Consider the following 16,021-nt stretch of genomic DNA (forward strand, 5'->3'; position numbering starts at 1 on the left):
CCTTATTATATTTATAGTTCGTTTTCCAGTTCCTGTAATGTCTCCACGCGCCATAGCAGGAAGGCGATGATGACGATGGTGATGATCTGCGACAGATACTCGCGCATCAGCTCGCCGGCGTTCGAAGTATAAGCCACATAGACCGCCAACAGAGCGATGACGAACACCATGCTCTGCCAAAGCTCTTTGCGCTCCAGGTCGGCATAATTGTCGAGCAGCCAGCGCCCATACTTCCGCAGTGCGAAGATGTAATAGACCACAAAGACGGCGATGACGGCCATCTGCCAGTAGTGCGTCAGCTCATAGCCCCAGAACTCGCTGCGACCGACTATGCCCACCGCAGCAGCCAACACCTCGGGTACCTGAGCCAGCAGCCAGGGCCAGAGCGAGCGTCGACGATCTTGCAACATGGCCAGCAGCACGGCCATCACCAGCGGCACCAGCGTGACGTGGTCGAGCATGATGGCGGTGATGTTACGCGCCAAGCGGTCGTCAGTCAGCCAACAGATGCCCAGCACATACCACCACACGTGGCTGGCTGCCATCGCTGCCATCAGCGCTGCCGTCCAGCAGCGCAGCCTGCGACTCGACGTGATCTCCTCGCCAACGAAAGCATTGCCGCGTCTGAATATCAGGTACAGGCATGCCAGCAGAGCAAAGAACCCTGCCATGCCATAAAGCATGATGAATAGCACATCCTGTAGTCCCTGGTATTCGTACATGTCAAAAGGTTTTAGTTATTTCCGTGACAAATATAAGAAAATATTTCAGATTTTGCAATACCCTAAATGCCTGCAAAGAAAGATTTTGCAGATTTTGAAACAATTATTGCATATTTTGAAAGTCGGCCTTCAAAAATTGCATATTTTGAAAGTCGGATTGCATATTTTGAAAGTCAGTCAGGATTTTCGTCGAGGTTAATTATTTATTTTTTTAGGCAAATGATGCGGTAAATTCGAAAATTATTGTATCTTTGTCGCCATAAACTAAGATATTACGCCCATGTCTATCGAGCACATATCAGACGAGATGATACTGTTTTTTATCATCTATGGTATAACGGCAGCAATTCCGTTTATGGCAGCTCTATACCTGTTGTTGCGACGTGGCAATGCCTTTGCGCCGGGCGTTGAGCCACCTATGAGACTGCGACGTTGGGCTGCGTCGTTCTTTGCCGTAGCAGCACTGGGACATGTGTGGTGGTATCTGTTCTTCGTTTTTTCTGGCGAGATCAATTCTGCCAGTTATGTGCTAGTGACCGTGCTCGATTGTGTGGGGTTGCTCATTACGTTGGCTGGCACGCTGCTGGCCATGCTGCAAGACCGCCGTCGGCCCGTCTGGCCGGCTTTTGTGGCTTTGGTACCACTTTTGGCGCTTGGGGGATTGCAGTTAATCTATCCCAATCAATACTTCATGAACATCGCCACCGCATATATTCTTACGATTTATGTGCTCTTCTCCGTGTATATGGTGTTTGCCGTGAGGAGATACGGGCGGTGGCTGAACGACAACTATGCCGACCTTGAGAATAAAAAGGTATGGCTCAGCCAAGTAGTGTCGCTCGTCTGCCTGTTGCTATTTATCCTCTATTCACTCGTCGACACCGCCAACATCCTGCTTTACGTCCTGCATCTCTTAGAACTCGTACTCTTTACCCTCCTCCTATGGCGAGTAGAGACTCTGCCGCAGTTGGCAGATAATACAACCGAAGAAGAGATTATCGAGCAAGCTCCGGTAGAGCTGCCAACACAACCCCACGAGGAGCCGGTGACAGAGGTACCGGAGCCTCCAACTCCAACGACTGAAAGTAATCTCTCACCTCTAAAAAATACTCTCGACCTCGCCCAGATTGAGCAACTACTAGCCGAGCATTGTGTTGACACAAAACTCTTTCTGCGCCACGACCTTACGCTGCAGCAGCTAGCCCAGAATATTGGTATCAACCGTTTCTATCTCAGCCAGTATTTCTCGCGTCAGAGCATCACATATAATACCTATATTAATAATCTGCGCATCAACTACTTCATCAGCCGCTATAACGAGCTTTCGAAGGCTAACCAGCCCATCGTTGCCCAGGAGCTGGCCAACGAGAGCGGTTACCGAAGTTATAGCACCTTCAGCCTAGCCTTCAAACAGCGCACAGGCCAAAGCGTAACAGCATGGATGCGCGAAATATCTGATTAGACTTATTCCGTAATGGCCTTGGCGATGATATCGGCCATTTTCTTAGCACCCTCTCCGTTGGGGTGGATGCCATCGTCTACCACCTTGTCGGCATCGTTGGCCAGCAGGGTGTGCAGGTCGATCACCTGCAGGCCGTACTGCTTGGCTACTTCTTGTTGGATGGGGATGATCTCATCGGTAATCACCTTGTCGTTGATATTCCAACTAGGTTTGAATGCCGGGATTGGTGTGCAGAGATAAATCTTTGGGCCTGCAACCTTCACTGCCTTGGCCTTCTTACCTTTCTTCTTGCCAGCGGGCTGAGCCAGGTCTGGGCGCAGGGTGGTAATCATCTGCTGCAGGTCCTTCTTGAAGTCGGCACCATACTGCCAGTTCTCGGGCTTAGAGTCGTTGGTACCCAACTTGATAATCACTACATCGGGTTTGAATGCCAACGCATCGCGCCAAGCCTGCTCGTTCATATAAGGGAAGTCGCCCTTGTTCAACATGGTACGAGCGCTCACACCGAAGTTCTTCACCCAATAGCCATCGCCCAGAAGGCCCTGCAACTGAGCGGGATAGCCATACTTGGCGCGCATGTCAATGCCGTAGCCATCGGTAATGCTGTTGCCGATACAAGCCACGCGAACAGCATCCTGCTTGGGAGCTTTGATAGACTTGAGCCAGCTACCCAGGTCGTTCAGCATCTGGTCGTGATACTTGAACCAAGGACCGAATCCGAATCCGTGGTCGCCCGATGGATAGATATACATGGCACACTCGTTGCCGGCATTACGCATGGCCGAGAAGTACTGCACACCATTGGTAACTACAGGCACCAAGCGGTCGTCGCTGGCACTGATGATACAGGCAGGCGGCGTGAGGTGACTGCGCACGGCATTCTGAGTAGAATACATGTTTACAAGCTTGGGATCCTTATGTCCTTCTTCGCCCAGGAAGTTGATGCACGACCACTTGTGCGATACCCGCTCGTCCATCGAGATGACGGGATAGAACAGGATAGAGAAGTTAGGACGCACCTCGTAGGGCGAGAGTGTCGAGATGACCGACGAGAGATGTCCGCCAGCCGAGAATCCCATGATACCCACATCGTTAGGATTGATATGCCAAGCCTGAGCCGAGTCGCGCACCGTGCGGAATCCCTGCTCTACATCGCCTACGGGAATGGTACGGTTGCCGTTAGGCAATCGGTAGTTAACCACGAAATAGGCAATACCCTGCTTGTTCATCCAGTCGGATGCCAGATAACCCTCGTGCGTATTTGAGAGCATCGAATAGCCGCCACCAGGTACACCAACAATAGCTCTGCCCGAGGGATTCTCAGGTAGGAAACACACCATCTGAGCCTTACCGTCGTCGGTCAGGTTCAGCGTAAACTTTCTTGCTGTCTGTGCTTGCATCGTCATAGCAAGCATCATCATTCCTGTAATGAATAGTTTTCTGTTCATAGTTTTTTAATATGCTAGTTTTTATCTTTAAAATATGCTGCCACACGGTCGGCCATGTTCTGTCGGATGTAGGGATAATAGAACTTGAGTTCCATATGATGATAGTTTCCCGGCACCCCGATAACAGGCATCGGTTTATCGTTCTTGTAATCTCCTATCAGCAACAGGCGACTCTCCGGATCCAGTCGGGCCGTCAGTGTGTCGTTATGCTCTTTATCATGAAACACGAACCTGGCACTCGTCGTGTCGGTACGCCAGTTGATAGGGTTGATACAAAATATGTTTCCACCACTCACAATCGGTATCTCGCTCTTAGGCGTCTTTACCGAGTTAAAGCAAATAGACACGCCCGTATCAACAGCACCACAAGCCGAGCGCAGAAGCTTACACGCCGCTGTATCCTTGGCGGTAATCTTATAGCCTATGAAATAGGCAGCCACCATCCTTTCGGCGATGCTGTCGGGCATACGTTTCATGATTTCGGTTACGGCATACGCTCCCTGACTGAAACCTGCCAGTATAAACGGACGGCCCTGATTAAAATGTTTGATATAGTAATCCCAACTGTCCACACAGTCCTTCATGGGCAGCGGAATACGCCTCATAGCCATCTCCTCGGTAGCCCATGACTGCATAGAAGCCTGACGGTAATAAGGCGAATAGTAATTCAATTGACCCGAATAGAATGAGTCAACGGCATACATCTCGTGCTTCATTCTACCTCGCAGATAATTATCATAGGTATCGGCATAGTGCGACGTATCATTACCTATCATGTGATCACCGGTCTCGGTAGAGATGATATAGAAGAGGTCGGCCTCCCCATGCCTGTCGACCATAAACCACTGCGTAGAATCAGCATAATCAGGCGGTGTAGGAACAGGACCTACTGCAAGATTGCCATCACTATTCCACGACATGATGAATAGCGAAAAGCATATCCCGAAAAGAACCACAAAAGCCGTCTTAAGCCGATACATACATCTTTTATTGACTAATTTGCGTGCAAAAATACAAATTTCATTCGAAGTCTGCAAAAAAAGAAATAAGTTTCTTTGTTTTGCACTCAACTTTTCGTAATTTTGCACGCAAAAAGAAAAAGAAATATGATCTCATTTGAATGCGATTACAACAACGGGGCTCATCCAAAAGTTTTGGAGAACCTGATGAAATACAACAACGCCAAGCCAACTCCTTATGGCTTCGACGAGTTTAGCGAACGTGCCAAAGAGCGCATCCGCGTGGCCTGCGGCCTGCCCGATGCCCAAATATTCTTCCTGACTGGCGGCACACAGACCAACGCCACTACCATCGACTCGATGCTGTATCAGTACGAGGGCGTTATCTGCGTGGGTAGCGGTCATATCAACGTGCATGAAGCAGGTGCTGTAGAGTTCACCGAGCATAAGATTATCACCATCGCCGATAACAACGGTAAGATGGAGGCCAAGACACTCGACAAGTATCTCGACGACTATATGCACGATGGCAACAAGGATCACGCCGTACATCCGGGCCTGGTTTACATTACCTTCCCCACTGAGTTCGGCACACTCTACACCGCCAAGGAACTCGACGAGATCTATCAGGTGTGTCAGCACTACGAGATACCGCTTTATATTGATGGTGCCCGTCTGGGCTACGGTCTGTTGGCCGAGGGCAACGACATCACCCTGCCCTATCTGGCCCGCCACTGCGATGTATTCTACATCGGCGGCACCAAGATTGGTGCACTCTGCGGCGAGGCCGTGGTGTTTACCCACAAGAATGCTCACAAGCACTTCTTCTCGATCCAAAAGCAGCACGGTGCCGTTATTGCCAAGGGTGCGCTGATAGGACTGCAGTTCGATGCACTGTTTACCGACGACCTTTACTTCAAACTCTCAGAGCATGCCATCAAGATGGCCATGCGCATGAAACAGATATTCATCCGCAAAGGATTCGAGTTCTTTGTCGACTCGCCTACCAACCAGCAGTTTGTCATCATCGACAACGAGGAGGTAGACAAGCTCAGCCAGAAGATGCTGTTCACCCACTTCGGCCAGACCGATAAGTATCACACCATCTGCCGCTTCGTTACCAGCTGGGCCACAACCGAAGAGGAACTCGACGAGCTGGAACAGATTCTGGGCTAACCAAGACTCAACAATGTATTACCAACCAATAAAACAACAAAAATGAAAAAAACTATTTATGCAGTACTGGCGACCATGCTACTAGCCATGCCAGCCAACTGTTTAGCAACCAAACTCCTTGGAGTTAAAGTTATCGACAAAGACTATCTGATGCTGCACTTCCGCGACGGCGAGGTGCACTATCGCGACAGCGGTAAAGGCCAGAGCGCCTATCTGGGTCACTCGTTTGCCGAGGGCGACGACACCCTGCTGGTATTCGGCGAGCGTCTGAAGGCTGCCGAGGCTCAAAAAGCCGGCTTATGGCTGGTAAGCTCGCCCGATGACAAGACCTTCACCAAGAGCCAGCCCCTAGCCGTATGGCGCAAGTCGAAGCCTATGAACTTCGACAACACTCTGACCAGCGAACTCGATCACTGGCTATTCATCCAGATGCCAAAGTCTATGAAACAGGGATGCACCTACAAAGTGTCTATCCCATCAGGCATCGGCACCGAAACCGCAGAGGCATCCGTACGCTTTGATATCTGGAACGCGCAGTCGGAGGCCGTCCATGTCAACATCATCGGCTATTCGCCCTACGAGTCGGTACACGCTGCCGACCTTTACCAGTGGCTGGGCGATGGTGGTCAGCGCGACTACAAATCGCTCGAGGGCAAAGGCGTTTGGCTCTACAATGTCAACACCAAGAAGAAGCAAAAGGTAAGTACCATCAAGTTCTGGCAGCCAGCCTCAGCATCTAAGGAGGAGGCCGGCGGCAAGGCCCTCATCGGCACCGATGTATGGAACATCGACTTCAAGGCAGCCAAACCTGGCTGCTACCGATTGGTAGTAGAGGATGTGGGCTGCAGCATGGACTTCCAAATTAGCAACGACATCTACTACGAGCCTTATCGCTACTCGGTTCGTGGCTACTACTATATGCGTTTGGGCGAGCCCATAGACCCTGCACACGTCAACCCCATTCCCCGTCAGCCTCAGTTTATTCCCGAGACTGATCCTAAGGGATTCACCGTTTATAAGACCGACTTCCAGCCTTGGAGCAAGGGCTGGCGCGAGCTGCATACCGATGTGTGGGACGAACCCCACTTCAAGCAGCTCAAGGAGAGCATCTTCTGGCAGCACCGTCTGCCTGGCAACCCAGTGAACACCGAGGTGAAGGGTGGCCACTCCGATGCCTTCGACTGGGACCGCCATCTGGCTCACGTCAGCAACATCTACGATATGCTGCTGCCATATATCCTCACTAGTGGTAAGCTGAACGACGATGGCCTGGGTATCCGCGAGAGCGGCAACGGTATCCCCGACCTCATCGACGAGGCCCGCAACGAGGTAGACTTCTTCCTCTCAATCCGCGATGGCGAGGCTTACTCACAAGGTGTTACCAATCCTTGTGCCGACTGGAGCGTGATGTTCCAGGCAGGCTGCACCACCATGGCCGCCTGGGCCAATGCTGCTAACTGCGCCATCATCGCCGAGACCTTCCGCCTGAATAAGAACGATTCATTGCGCCAGTATTATACCGACGAGGCCATCAAGGCCTTCCGCTTTGCTTCAAAACAGGAGAATCAGCAGCTTGACGACCTGCAGGACGTTGGCTCGATGCAGATGCGCGGCCGCGACTTCCGTCAGATGGCAGCCGCCTTCCTTTATAATCTTACGGGCGATGAAGCATGGGAGAAGATATTTGCCGAGGAGAGTATGATCAAGGACAGTAAGTCGCAGCTCTTCAGCAAGGGTCGCCACGGATTCTTTGGTGTGGGCGTGATGCACGAAGAAGGCAAGCAGCTTGTTCCTTTCTGCCAGTATTGGGCAGCAGCCGCTTACCTCACCTGTCCACAGCCACGCCACTACGACGAGCTCTATCAAAACCTAAAAGCATGTATAAATGCACAGGCTAAGGAATACAACTACGGTCATGTGGATAAGCGCCCATCGCGCCGCGCTGCTAACGATGCCCGCTGGCAGACTTCGCAGAACCTGCAACTGGTGATGCTGGCCCACTACATCGCCGATAAAGCACAGCGCAAGCAGTTGGAGCACATCATGTATACCGAGGCCGGTTGGGCCATGGGCCGCAACCCCGGCAACATTGTTGAGATGACTGGTCTGGGCCAGCGCCACATTACTGATGTCTACTCAACAGGCCGTAACGATGGTGAGCCAGGCACACATCCAGGTCAGACCCCATTCAACGGCACCGAGACCTGGTCGCCAGGTCATAACGGCGGTGATGCCCGCATCATCCTGGCCTACTGCTATCCCGACTGGAACAACGGCGGCTGGCCCCGACAGGAGTCGTACTTCAACCAGCGCTACTTCTGGGTTAACGGCGAGTTCACACCCCGTGAAACCATGCGAGGCAAGATGGCCCTCCTGGCCTACCTCTATGCCATCAGATAACATAATGCCCCCACCGTAAATTATCAATCTAGAACATATCTTAATATTATGAAACGTATCATATCAATCGTGTGTGCTGCCTTGTGGACGGGGTTCGCCGCAGCACAAATCCAAACCAACGCAGGGATACAATACCTGCAGTGTATGCAAAAAGACATGTCGACAGACTTCTACGACTTGTCGAACACCTACTTTTTTGCCGACTCGCTAGTGAGTTTTGATGCCGCCAAGGGCGAAGGACTGGTACAATGGAAACGCTACAGAATGTCGCCACGACAGGCGTTTAACCTGAATGGCTACTGGCCCGTAAGGATGAAACAGCTGGATTTTCCTGATGCAGCCTATGATAACGACCCTAATCTGAAGATTAAGATTGAGTTCATTACGCCAAGAACTGCAAGAATAAGAATGCTGACAACACCGGTAGAGCCGAAGAATTCGGACCAGGAGGATGTCATGTTATGTGATGGGTTTAAAACAAAAGGAAATGGACAGATGTGGCGCACCACACAAAGCGGCGACGCCATCAAATACACCTCTGACTTTGGCTGCATTGAAATCAAAAAATATCCTTGGCGCATTGTGATTAAGAATGCCAAAGGCAAGGTGCTGACACAGACGCGCCATATTATCGACAATGACTCGAGCCAAGTGAAGTTGCAGCCATTCTCGTTTATCAAGCGCGGATCAGACAACTCGCGCAGTATCAACCCCGTGCTGACACTGGCACCAGGCGAACGCATCTATGGTTGCGGCGAATCGTTCACATCTCTTAATAAGGTAGGACAGAAAGTTCATTTAAGCGTGACCGATCCACAAGGGCCGGAAACCGACGGACAGTATAAGCCTGTGCCATTCTTCTTTTCGAATCGCGGCTACGGCATCTTTATGCACACATCGGCACCCGTGACCTGCGACTTCGGTGCATCGTACATCGGTGCCGACCGTTTGTTCATGGCCGACGAGCTGATGGACTTCTTTGTGTTCTTCGGAGAACCGAAAGACATACTATACGAATATACCGAGATTACCGGCAAGTCGCCCCTGCCCCCATTATGGAGTTTCGGCACATGGATGAGCCGCATCACCTACTTCTCGCAGAAGGAAGGGCTGGAGATAGCCCAACAGCTGAGAGCCAACCGCATACCCGCCGACGTGATACACTTTGACACGGGATGGTTTGGTGTTGACTGGCAATGCGACTACCAGTTTGCGAAGGACCGTTTTGAAAATCCTGTGAAGATGCTGAAGCAGTTGGCCAAAGACGGCTTCCACACCTGTCTGTGGCAGCTACCATACTTTACACCGAAGAACCGCTTCTTCAACGAGATCATTGACAAAGGTCTGCACGTAAAGAACGCTGCTGGCGGTATGCCTGTGGAAGATGCGATACTCGACTTCTCGAACCCGGAGACAGTTAACTGGTATCAGCAGAAGATAGAGGGACTGATGAAACAAGGCGTGTCGACCATCAAGTGCGACTTTGGTGAGGCTGCACCATACAATGGTTTCTATCATAGCGGCAAAGGCGGACTGTACGAGCACAACCTGTATCCACTGCGCTACAACAAGGCGCTATGGGAGGTCGTAGAGCGCAACCATCCCGGCGAAGGCATCATCTGGGCTCGCTCAGCATGGGCTGGCAGTCAGCGTTATGCCCTGCACTGGGGAGGCGATGCCGCCACCACCAACACTGGTATGCTGGGCGACTTGAGAGGCGGACTGAGTTTCGGACTGAGCGGATTTTCGTTCTGGAGTCATGACATGGGTGGATTCGTAACAGCCTCGCCCGAGGATATCTATCGCCGCTGGCTGCCATTCGGATTCCTGAGCAGCCATACCCGCGCCCACGGCGCGCCTCCTACAGAGCCATGGCTGATATCAGAATCGTTTACCGATGCCTTCCGCGAGTGCGCCGAGATGAAATACAAGCTGATGCCATACATCTGGGAGCAGGCCAAGGAGTGCTCAAAGTTGGGACTGCCCATGGTGCGCGCATTACTGGTAGAGTTCCCACACGACCAAGGTGCATGGTATGTAGAGGATGAATATATGTTCGGCTCGAAGATACTGGTGGCACCGCTGTTGGAGAGTGGCAACAGTCGTAGCGTATACCTGCCCAAGGGTAAATGGATTGACTACCAGAACGGTAAGGTTTACGAGGGCGGCTACCAGACTATAGAGGCAGGTAAGATACCTGCTATCATCCTGGTTAAGGACGGAAGCGTGATACCTCATGCACCATTAGCTCAGCGCACAGACCAAATAGACTGGAACGCTGTAGAAAACAAAGAATATAAAGCAAATTAACGGCAACGGCGTTTTACGATAATCTCGCCATTGTCGTATGTATTGATGCTGATTCCAACCGAATCGGCATCAATTTTATTCGTAGGGACGCTGATATAGACCTGACGAGAATAATATTCTGGAATATTACTCTGATCGTGAAACAAGATAAGATGACGAATACATTTGTTATCAGGATGAACAATCAGCTTATCTTGAATGATATCCAATTTCTGAGTAGCAGAGCTATCGTCGGCTTCACCTGTTTTTACATAGAGACTAAGGTTGAGATATTTACCCGTTTTGCTCAACCACATGCTCTCGAACTTAACAGGATCGGTAATCAGGCCCTTGCTTAAACCGGCAGGCAACAAGATGGTAGGACATGTAACCTTAGCCATCGACAAAACCTCGGCCTTGCCTTCCACCTTATTATAATATAGGTAACAACGATAAGTGGTGTCAGCCTTAGAAACCCATTTTGCCTTATATGGTGTAGTAAGGGCAAGTTCGTCGCCATCGTCGGTAACAATACTTGTTACCTGCTTATTGCTATTCACAAAGGCTTCAGCAAAATCAGCCCGCATCAGAGAATACTTGCCTTCGCCCTTCTCATAGGCATCACGAGTGCAAGAGTAGAGAAGAAGGGAGAGGGCCAACAGAATCATCTGCCACCAACATCTCTTCTTATATGCATCCTGCTTTCTCATAGCCTCACCTTTTCACTTTCTCACTTTCAACTTGTTTCTTACCGGGTTGGCATACATGGTCAACATACGCTCACGCAGAAAAGCCTCGTCCTTATTGGGGAGTTGGATCTTTGCCATCTGACCGGCCAGATACTGTTCGAAGCGTTTCTTATCGGCATCGGTGTAATGAGCCGCATTGGCATTATCGCCATTCAACTCATCAAGAGCAATATAGTTGCATGGATAGAGTTCGTAACCACTATGTATCTCGCGGTCCATACGCTCAGCTAGTGCCTTGAACCATTCCGTCTTAGGCAGATCAGAGAGTTCGTCAATCCAGGTGTTGATGGGAGCTGCAGGACGATAGACCACCCTACCCTTATAACCGAAGATACCGGTCTTCATATTATCCAGATCATCCTGACGCGACTTCTTGAATGCAGGGTTATCGCGCTTCTGCTGAAACTCCTGCGCCTTGAGATAGTCGCAAGGATCAAATTCGTAGCTGATAGTGAGCGGCACAATGTTCAGTTCCTTAAGATCGCCGCCCATGGCCAGCATCTTAAGTACGGCATCCTGCGTATGATCGCTAGAATCCTTGGCTCTACCCTCGCGCTGGGCAATCCAGAGGTTTTCCCTTTTCTGAGTAACAGCATAGTGGATATAGCGACTCATGAGCTGCGATGCAGCCAACGTTTCGCGGAGCGATAGACCACGACGCACGGTGAAGGCCTTGTTCATGCGAACCAAGCGCTTGATCCAAGGATAGATGAGCAGGTTATCGCCAATGCCAATCTCAACAGTGGTGGGATAGCCGGCATCGATGAGCAACACATCAAGAAATGCAGAATCGAGTACGATATCACGATGATTGCTCACAAAGGTATAACGCTCGCTCTTGTCGTATGATGCGATTAAAGAGTCGACGATTTTACAGCCATCGGTATGCTTGCGCATGATGTACTTAACCACAGGCTTCATGAAACGCTTCTGGAAATCGAGCGGTGTCTTTACGCCCGTAAATGCCAGCCGTAGCAATCCATTCCGCAATGACTTAGGCAGCCAAGGGGCAAAGCCCTTCAGCACCAACTGGAACTGGCGATCGGCAAGCTGTTCTTCGAACGCCTGCTTCATCTCCCCTGCCTCATAAGGCCTAATCGCATCGAACTCTGCTCTCTTGGTAGTCATCATTATCAATTGAATTGGTTCTCAACAATCTCAGTCAATACATCTGTCATTGAGAGGCCTGCAGCCTTAACCTGCTGAGGAATGAAACTGGTAGCTGTCATTCCGGGTGTGGTATTCACTTCAAGCATCGAAATCTTACCCTCCTTAGAGATAATGTAGTCGATACGGATGATGCCATTGCAGTGCAGGATGTCGTAGATATGAGAGGTGATCTGACGAACACGCTCGGTAATATCCTCCGACAAACGAGCAGGCGTAATCTCCTGAACCTGACCGTTGTACTTAGCATCGTAGTCAAAGAACTCGTTGGTGGTTACAACCTCGGTAGCAGGCAGCACAACAGCCTTCTCCTTGGTCTTATAAACACCGATAGATATCTCGGTTCCCTCAAGGAAGCTCTCGACCATGATTTCAGGACTCTCAAGCATAGCCTTACGGATGGCAGGTGCCAACTGATCCTTGTTCTTCACCTTAGACACACCGAACGACGAACCGTCGGCAGCAGGCTTTACGAAACAAGGCATACCGATGCGCTCTTCGATCTCATCGTCGCCCACCAGTTCCTCATAGCCTTTACGAATCAGCAGTGAGTCGGCCACGCAAACTCCATAGCCACGCAGATACTGATTCAACACAAACTTATCGAAAGTCATGGCCTCTACCAACACACCACTAGTGCTATATGGCAGACCAATCAGGTCGAAATAGCCCTGAAGCAGTCCATTCTCGCCAGGTGTGCCATGGATGGTGATATAGGCATAGTCGAAAAGCTTGGCCTCGCCGTTCTCAATAAACGAGAAGTCGTTACGATCTATCTTGGCTGTGGTACCATCGGGCAGTTCAACATGCCAGTCCTGGCCCTTTACGTCAACAATATACACATTATAACGCTCCTTATCGAAGAAGGAGTAAAGTCCCTGTGCCGAGCGCAGAGAAACGTCATGTTCTGATGAGTCACCACCACAAACGATGGCAATCGTTCTCTTCAAATTTTTCATTGCGTATTATTCTGTATCTTTAAACTTTATATAATTTCTCCATTTATCAATCAAAGCTTTCATATCATCAGGCCACTCTGAGGTAAAGTCCATCTGCTTACCTGTAGTGGGATGCACAAAGCCCAAAGTCTTAGCATGCAATACCTGACGCGGACAAAGCTTAAAACAGTTCTGTATGTATGCCTTATAACTGGCCGTACGCTCGCCTCTAAGCAACTCGGTACCACCATAGCGCTCATCGGCAAACAATGGGTGACCAATATGCTTCATGTGGGCACGTATCTGGTGGGTACGACCCGTTTCAAGTATACACTCTACCAATGTAACATAGCCATATCGTTCCAACACTTTGTAGTGGGTCACTGCGGGCTTACCTATCTCAGAATCGGGCGGGAACACAGCCATACGCAGACGATCCTTTGGGTCGCGACCGATATTGCCTTCTATTCTGCCCTCGTCTTCAACAAAGTTTCCCCACACCAGAGCATTGTAACTACGATGCGTGGTCTTGTTGAAGAACTGTTTGCCCAACGAAGTCTTGGCATCGGGTGTCTTGGCTACCACCAGCAGACCACTGGTATCCTTATCAATTCGATGCACCAATCCTACTTCAGGATCATTCGGATCGTAGCTGGCCAAATCCTTCAGATGCCAGGCAATGGCATTGACCAATGTGCCATTGAAGTTGCCACAACCAGGATGAACCACCATACCAGCAGGTTTGTTGATAACCATCAGATCGTCGTCCTCGTAAACCACCTCGAGTGGAATATCCTCGGGCTCGATAGTAGTATCGTAATGCGGACGATCAAGCATCAGCGTAATGACATCACCAGGACGAACCTTATAATTACTCTTAACGGGTTTGTCGTTAACGTGTATAAAGCCGGCATCAGCAGCTTGTTGGATACGATTACGACTGGAATGAGGTTGATGCTCAACCAGGTACTTATCGATACGTATCGGCACCTGTCCCTTATCAACCTCCATTCGGAAGTGCTCGTACAGCAACTCCTCCTCTTGTTCCTCGAAATCGTTCGTCATTCTGTTACCTCCACAAAATCATCAACCTCGCCGTTGCCACTTTCCATCTCAGCGTCGGGTTCCACAAAGCCTATCTCCTCGTCCATGCCATACTGACCACTACCAACAAGGAGTGTTAAAGGCTGCTCGATAGAGATACGTTCACCCGTAGACACTTTGCGACCATTACACGACACGCCATACACCCAGTCCCTCTCGCCTGTCACATATTGAGGAGGCAGAACCTTGAATCCCAACGACACGAGTTTAGCCTCAGCCTCGCGATAGCTGCAGTTATCAACAACATCAGGGATAGCTACCTTAGGTGAATTTGAAGAATTGATTGTTACATAGATTGTATGACCCGACTTTACCGTCAGGCCAGCACTTGGACTCTGAGTTAATACACAATCAGCAGGCAGACGCTTGTTATAACCAGAATCGGTTACAACAATCAGCAACCCGTTTTCTTCAAGCAGGGCTCTGGCCTTAGATATCCCCATACCCTCGATATTAGGAATCCTGATACTCTCACCATGATGGGTATACCAGTCGAGGCCGTAGTTTACGCCTACAAGCAGAGCGAAGATAACCAGTACCATCGCTATCAAGTTACCAATCAGAAACTTGCTGCAGAACTTACCGAAGAATTCTTTCGCTTTCATGGCTGCAAAGGTATACAAAAAAACAGAAAGAAGCAAAGATTTCGCTCTACTTCTTTCTATTTTAACTCATTTTCTAAGTTCCCGTCCGAATTACTTTCCGTGATTCTCATCAGAAACTGTCAACTTCTTGCGGCCCTTGGCACGACGAGCAGCCAGTACTCGACGACCGTTCTTGGTGGCCATTCTCTCACGGAAGCCGTGCTTGTTTACACGACGGCGATTGTGTGGCTGAAATGTTCTCTTCATTGTGATATACTTATTTAATTTTGTTATTTATTTACCGATTTGGGGTGCAAAAGTACTCATTTCTTTTGAAATACGCAAATTTTATACGATTTTTAGCTAAACTTTTTATGTTTTTTTCCAAAAAAGCAGTACCTTTGCACCCGAAAACGATATAAAAGTAACATTTTAAAGGTTTATGATTAATTCACAAGACATTAAAAAAGGCACCGCCATTCGCATGGACGGTGGCATTTGGGTGTGCATTGATTTCCAGCACCGCAAGCCAGGTAAGGGTAACACCATCATGATCATCAAGGTTAAGAACGTATCAGACGGTCGCGTACTGGAGCGTCGCTTCAACATCGGCGAAAAGCTTGAGGACGTTATCATCGAGCGTCGTCCTTATCAGTATCTCTATGAGGACCAGTCAGGTCGTATCTTCATGAATCAGGAGACTTTCGAGCAGACTCCCATCGACAACGAACTCGTAATCGGTCATGAGTACATGAAGGAAAGCGACATCGTGGAGGTTGTTTCAGATACTACTGACGGTACTATCCTGTACGCTGAAATGCCAGTTAAGACCGTTCTCCGCGTTACTCACTCTGAGCCAGGCGTTAAGGGCGACACAGCTACAAACACTCTGAAGCCTGCTACACTTGAGACTGGTGTTGAGGTTCGCGTTCCTCTGTTTATCAACGAGGGCGACCTGATTCAGGTTGACACACGCGATGGTTCTTACCTGCAGAGAGTAAAGGAGTAATTCTTCTATTGAAC

General features: G+C 49.8%; 14 protein-coding genes. 5 read left to right on the top strand and 9 right to left on the bottom strand.

The genetic code is table 11. From position 1 onward, the window contains the following. Positions 1-11 precede the first annotated feature (11 nt). On the bottom strand, positions 12-722 hold the full coding sequence (locus BUB86_RS14440) for a hypothetical protein (protein WP_073210772.1): 711 nt from the start codon (positions 720-722) through the stop codon (positions 12-14). 280 nt (positions 723-1,002) lie between these two features. On the opposite strand from BUB86_RS14440, the gene BUB86_RS14450 reads away from it, so the two are divergent. Beyond that, entirely contained in the window at positions 1,003-2,184 is a 1,182-nt protein-coding gene (locus BUB86_RS14450) for a helix-turn-helix domain-containing protein (RefSeq protein ID WP_073210776.1), read from the top strand. A gap of 2 nt (positions 2,185-2,186) precedes the next feature. Here the strand turns inward: BUB86_RS14450 and axeA1 are convergent, their stop codons facing one another. Both axeA1 and BUB86_RS14460 read right to left on the bottom strand, forming a co-directional pair. Next, positions 2,187-3,632 (bottom strand): acetylxylan esterase AxeA1, encoded by a 1,446-nt coding sequence (gene axeA1 / locus BUB86_RS14455; protein ID WP_073210778.1) that lies wholly within the window; start codon positions 3,630-3,632, stop codon positions 2,187-2,189. A gap of 14 nt (positions 3,633-3,646) precedes the next feature. Next, positions 3,647-4,612 (bottom strand): DUF3089 domain-containing protein, encoded by a 966-nt coding sequence (locus BUB86_RS14460; RefSeq protein WP_073210779.1) that lies wholly within the window; start codon positions 4,610-4,612, stop codon positions 3,647-3,649. A gap of 126 nt (positions 4,613-4,738) precedes the next feature. Here BUB86_RS14460 and BUB86_RS14465 point away from each other — a divergent pair, with 126 nt between their 5' ends. The 3 genes from BUB86_RS14465 to BUB86_RS14475 are packed head-to-tail and all read left to right on the top strand — an operon-like array spanning position 4,739 to position 10,477. Then, on the top strand, positions 4,739-5,767 hold the full coding sequence (locus BUB86_RS14465; RefSeq protein WP_073210781.1) for a threonine aldolase family protein: 1,029 nt from the start codon (positions 4,739-4,741) through the stop codon (positions 5,765-5,767). 42 nt (positions 5,768-5,809) lie between these two features. Next, the gene (locus BUB86_RS14470; protein WP_073210782.1) at positions 5,810-8,167 is read left to right on the top strand and encodes a glycoside hydrolase family 9 protein; all 2,358 of its coding nucleotides are present in this window, start codon (positions 5,810-5,812) and stop codon (positions 8,165-8,167) included. Between the two features lie 48 nt (positions 8,168-8,215). Continuing rightward, a complete protein-coding gene (locus tag BUB86_RS14475) occupies positions 8,216-10,477 on the top strand; it encodes an alpha-xylosidase (RefSeq protein WP_073210784.1) in 2,262 nt (753 codons plus the stop codon). On the opposite strand, the gene BUB86_RS14480 is transcribed toward BUB86_RS14475, so the two are convergent. From BUB86_RS14480 to rpmH, 6 genes are all read right to left on the bottom strand, one after another. After that, a complete protein-coding gene (locus BUB86_RS14480; protein ID WP_081373274.1) occupies positions 10,474-11,166 on the bottom strand; it encodes a hypothetical protein in 693 nt (230 codons plus the stop codon). The two genes, BUB86_RS14475 and BUB86_RS14480, sit on opposite strands and share 4 nt — an antisense overlap. Positions 11,167-11,178: 12 nt before the next feature. Further along, positions 11,179-12,333 carry an acyltransferase gene (locus tag BUB86_RS14485; protein WP_073210837.1) on the bottom strand — a complete coding sequence of 385 codons (1,155 nt, stop codon included), beginning with the start codon at positions 12,331-12,333 and terminating at the stop codon, positions 11,179-11,181. 5 nt (positions 12,334-12,338) lie between these two features. Continuing rightward, entirely contained in the window at positions 12,339-13,331 is a 993-nt protein-coding gene (locus BUB86_RS14490) for a D-alanine--D-alanine ligase (protein ID WP_073210786.1), read from the bottom strand. A gap of 6 nt (positions 13,332-13,337) precedes the next feature. Next, positions 13,338-14,375, bottom strand: coding sequence for an RluA family pseudouridine synthase (locus BUB86_RS14495; protein WP_073210788.1), 1,038 nt, complete (start codon positions 14,373-14,375; stop codon positions 13,338-13,340). After that, on the bottom strand, positions 14,372-15,019 hold the full coding sequence (locus BUB86_RS14500; protein WP_073210790.1) for a PASTA domain-containing protein: 648 nt from the start codon (positions 15,017-15,019) through the stop codon (positions 14,372-14,374). The genes BUB86_RS14495 and BUB86_RS14500 overlap by 4 nt, the downstream gene beginning before the upstream one ends. Positions 15,020-15,109: 90 nt before the next feature. Continuing rightward, positions 15,110-15,265: a 50S ribosomal protein L34 gene (gene rpmH, locus BUB86_RS14505; protein ID WP_013063965.1), complete on the bottom strand. Its 156-nt coding sequence runs from the start codon at positions 15,263-15,265 to the stop codon at positions 15,110-15,112. Positions 15,266-15,440: 175 nt separating this feature from the next. On the opposite strand from rpmH, the gene efp reads away from it, so the two are divergent. After that, entirely contained in the window at positions 15,441-16,007 is a 567-nt protein-coding gene (gene efp / locus BUB86_RS14510) for an elongation factor P (RefSeq protein ID WP_073210792.1), read from the top strand. Positions 16,008-16,021: the final 14 nt, after the last annotated feature.

Origin of the sequence: Xylanibacter ruminicola, assembly GCF_900142525.1 — a bacterium.
Taxonomy (GTDB): Bacteria; Bacteroidota; Bacteroidia; order Bacteroidales; family Bacteroidaceae; genus Prevotella; species Prevotella ruminicola_A.

Coding starts and splice junctions, on each gene's coding strand:
- BUB86_RS14440 (WP_073210772.1), bottom strand. CDS start 722: ATGTACGAATACCAGGGACTACAGGATGTGCTATTCATCATGCTTTAT.
- BUB86_RS14450 (WP_073210776.1), top strand. CDS start 1,003: ATGTCTATCGAGCACATATCAGACGAGATGATACTGTTTTTTATCATC.
- axeA1 (WP_073210778.1), bottom strand. CDS start 3,632: ATGAACAGAAAACTATTCATTACAGGAATGATGATGCTTGCTATGACG.
- BUB86_RS14460 (WP_073210779.1), bottom strand. CDS start 4,612: ATGTATCGGCTTAAGACGGCTTTTGTGGTTCTTTTCGGGATATGCTTT.
- BUB86_RS14465 (WP_073210781.1), top strand. CDS start 4,739: ATGATCTCATTTGAATGCGATTACAACAACGGGGCTCATCCAAAAGTT.
- BUB86_RS14470 (WP_073210782.1), top strand. CDS start 5,810: ATGAAAAAAACTATTTATGCAGTACTGGCGACCATGCTACTAGCCATG.
- BUB86_RS14475 (WP_073210784.1), top strand. CDS start 8,216: ATGAAACGTATCATATCAATCGTGTGTGCTGCCTTGTGGACGGGGTTC.
- BUB86_RS14480 (WP_081373274.1), bottom strand. CDS start 11,166: ATGAGAAAGCAGGATGCATATAAGAAGAGATGTTGGTGGCAGATGATT.
- BUB86_RS14485 (WP_073210837.1), bottom strand. CDS start 12,333: ATGACTACCAAGAGAGCAGAGTTCGATGCGATTAGGCCTTATGAGGCA.
- BUB86_RS14490 (WP_073210786.1), bottom strand. CDS start 13,331: ATGAAAAATTTGAAGAGAACGATTGCCATCGTTTGTGGTGGTGACTCA.
- BUB86_RS14495 (WP_073210788.1), bottom strand. CDS start 14,375: ATGACGAACGATTTCGAGGAACAAGAGGAGGAGTTGCTGTACGAGCAC.
- BUB86_RS14500 (WP_073210790.1), bottom strand. CDS start 15,019: ATGAAAGCGAAAGAATTCTTCGGTAAGTTCTGCAGCAAGTTTCTGATT.
- rpmH (WP_013063965.1), bottom strand. CDS start 15,265: ATGAAGAGAACATTTCAGCCACACAATCGCCGTCGTGTAAACAAGCAC.
- efp (WP_073210792.1), top strand. CDS start 15,441: ATGATTAATTCACAAGACATTAAAAAAGGCACCGCCATTCGCATGGAC.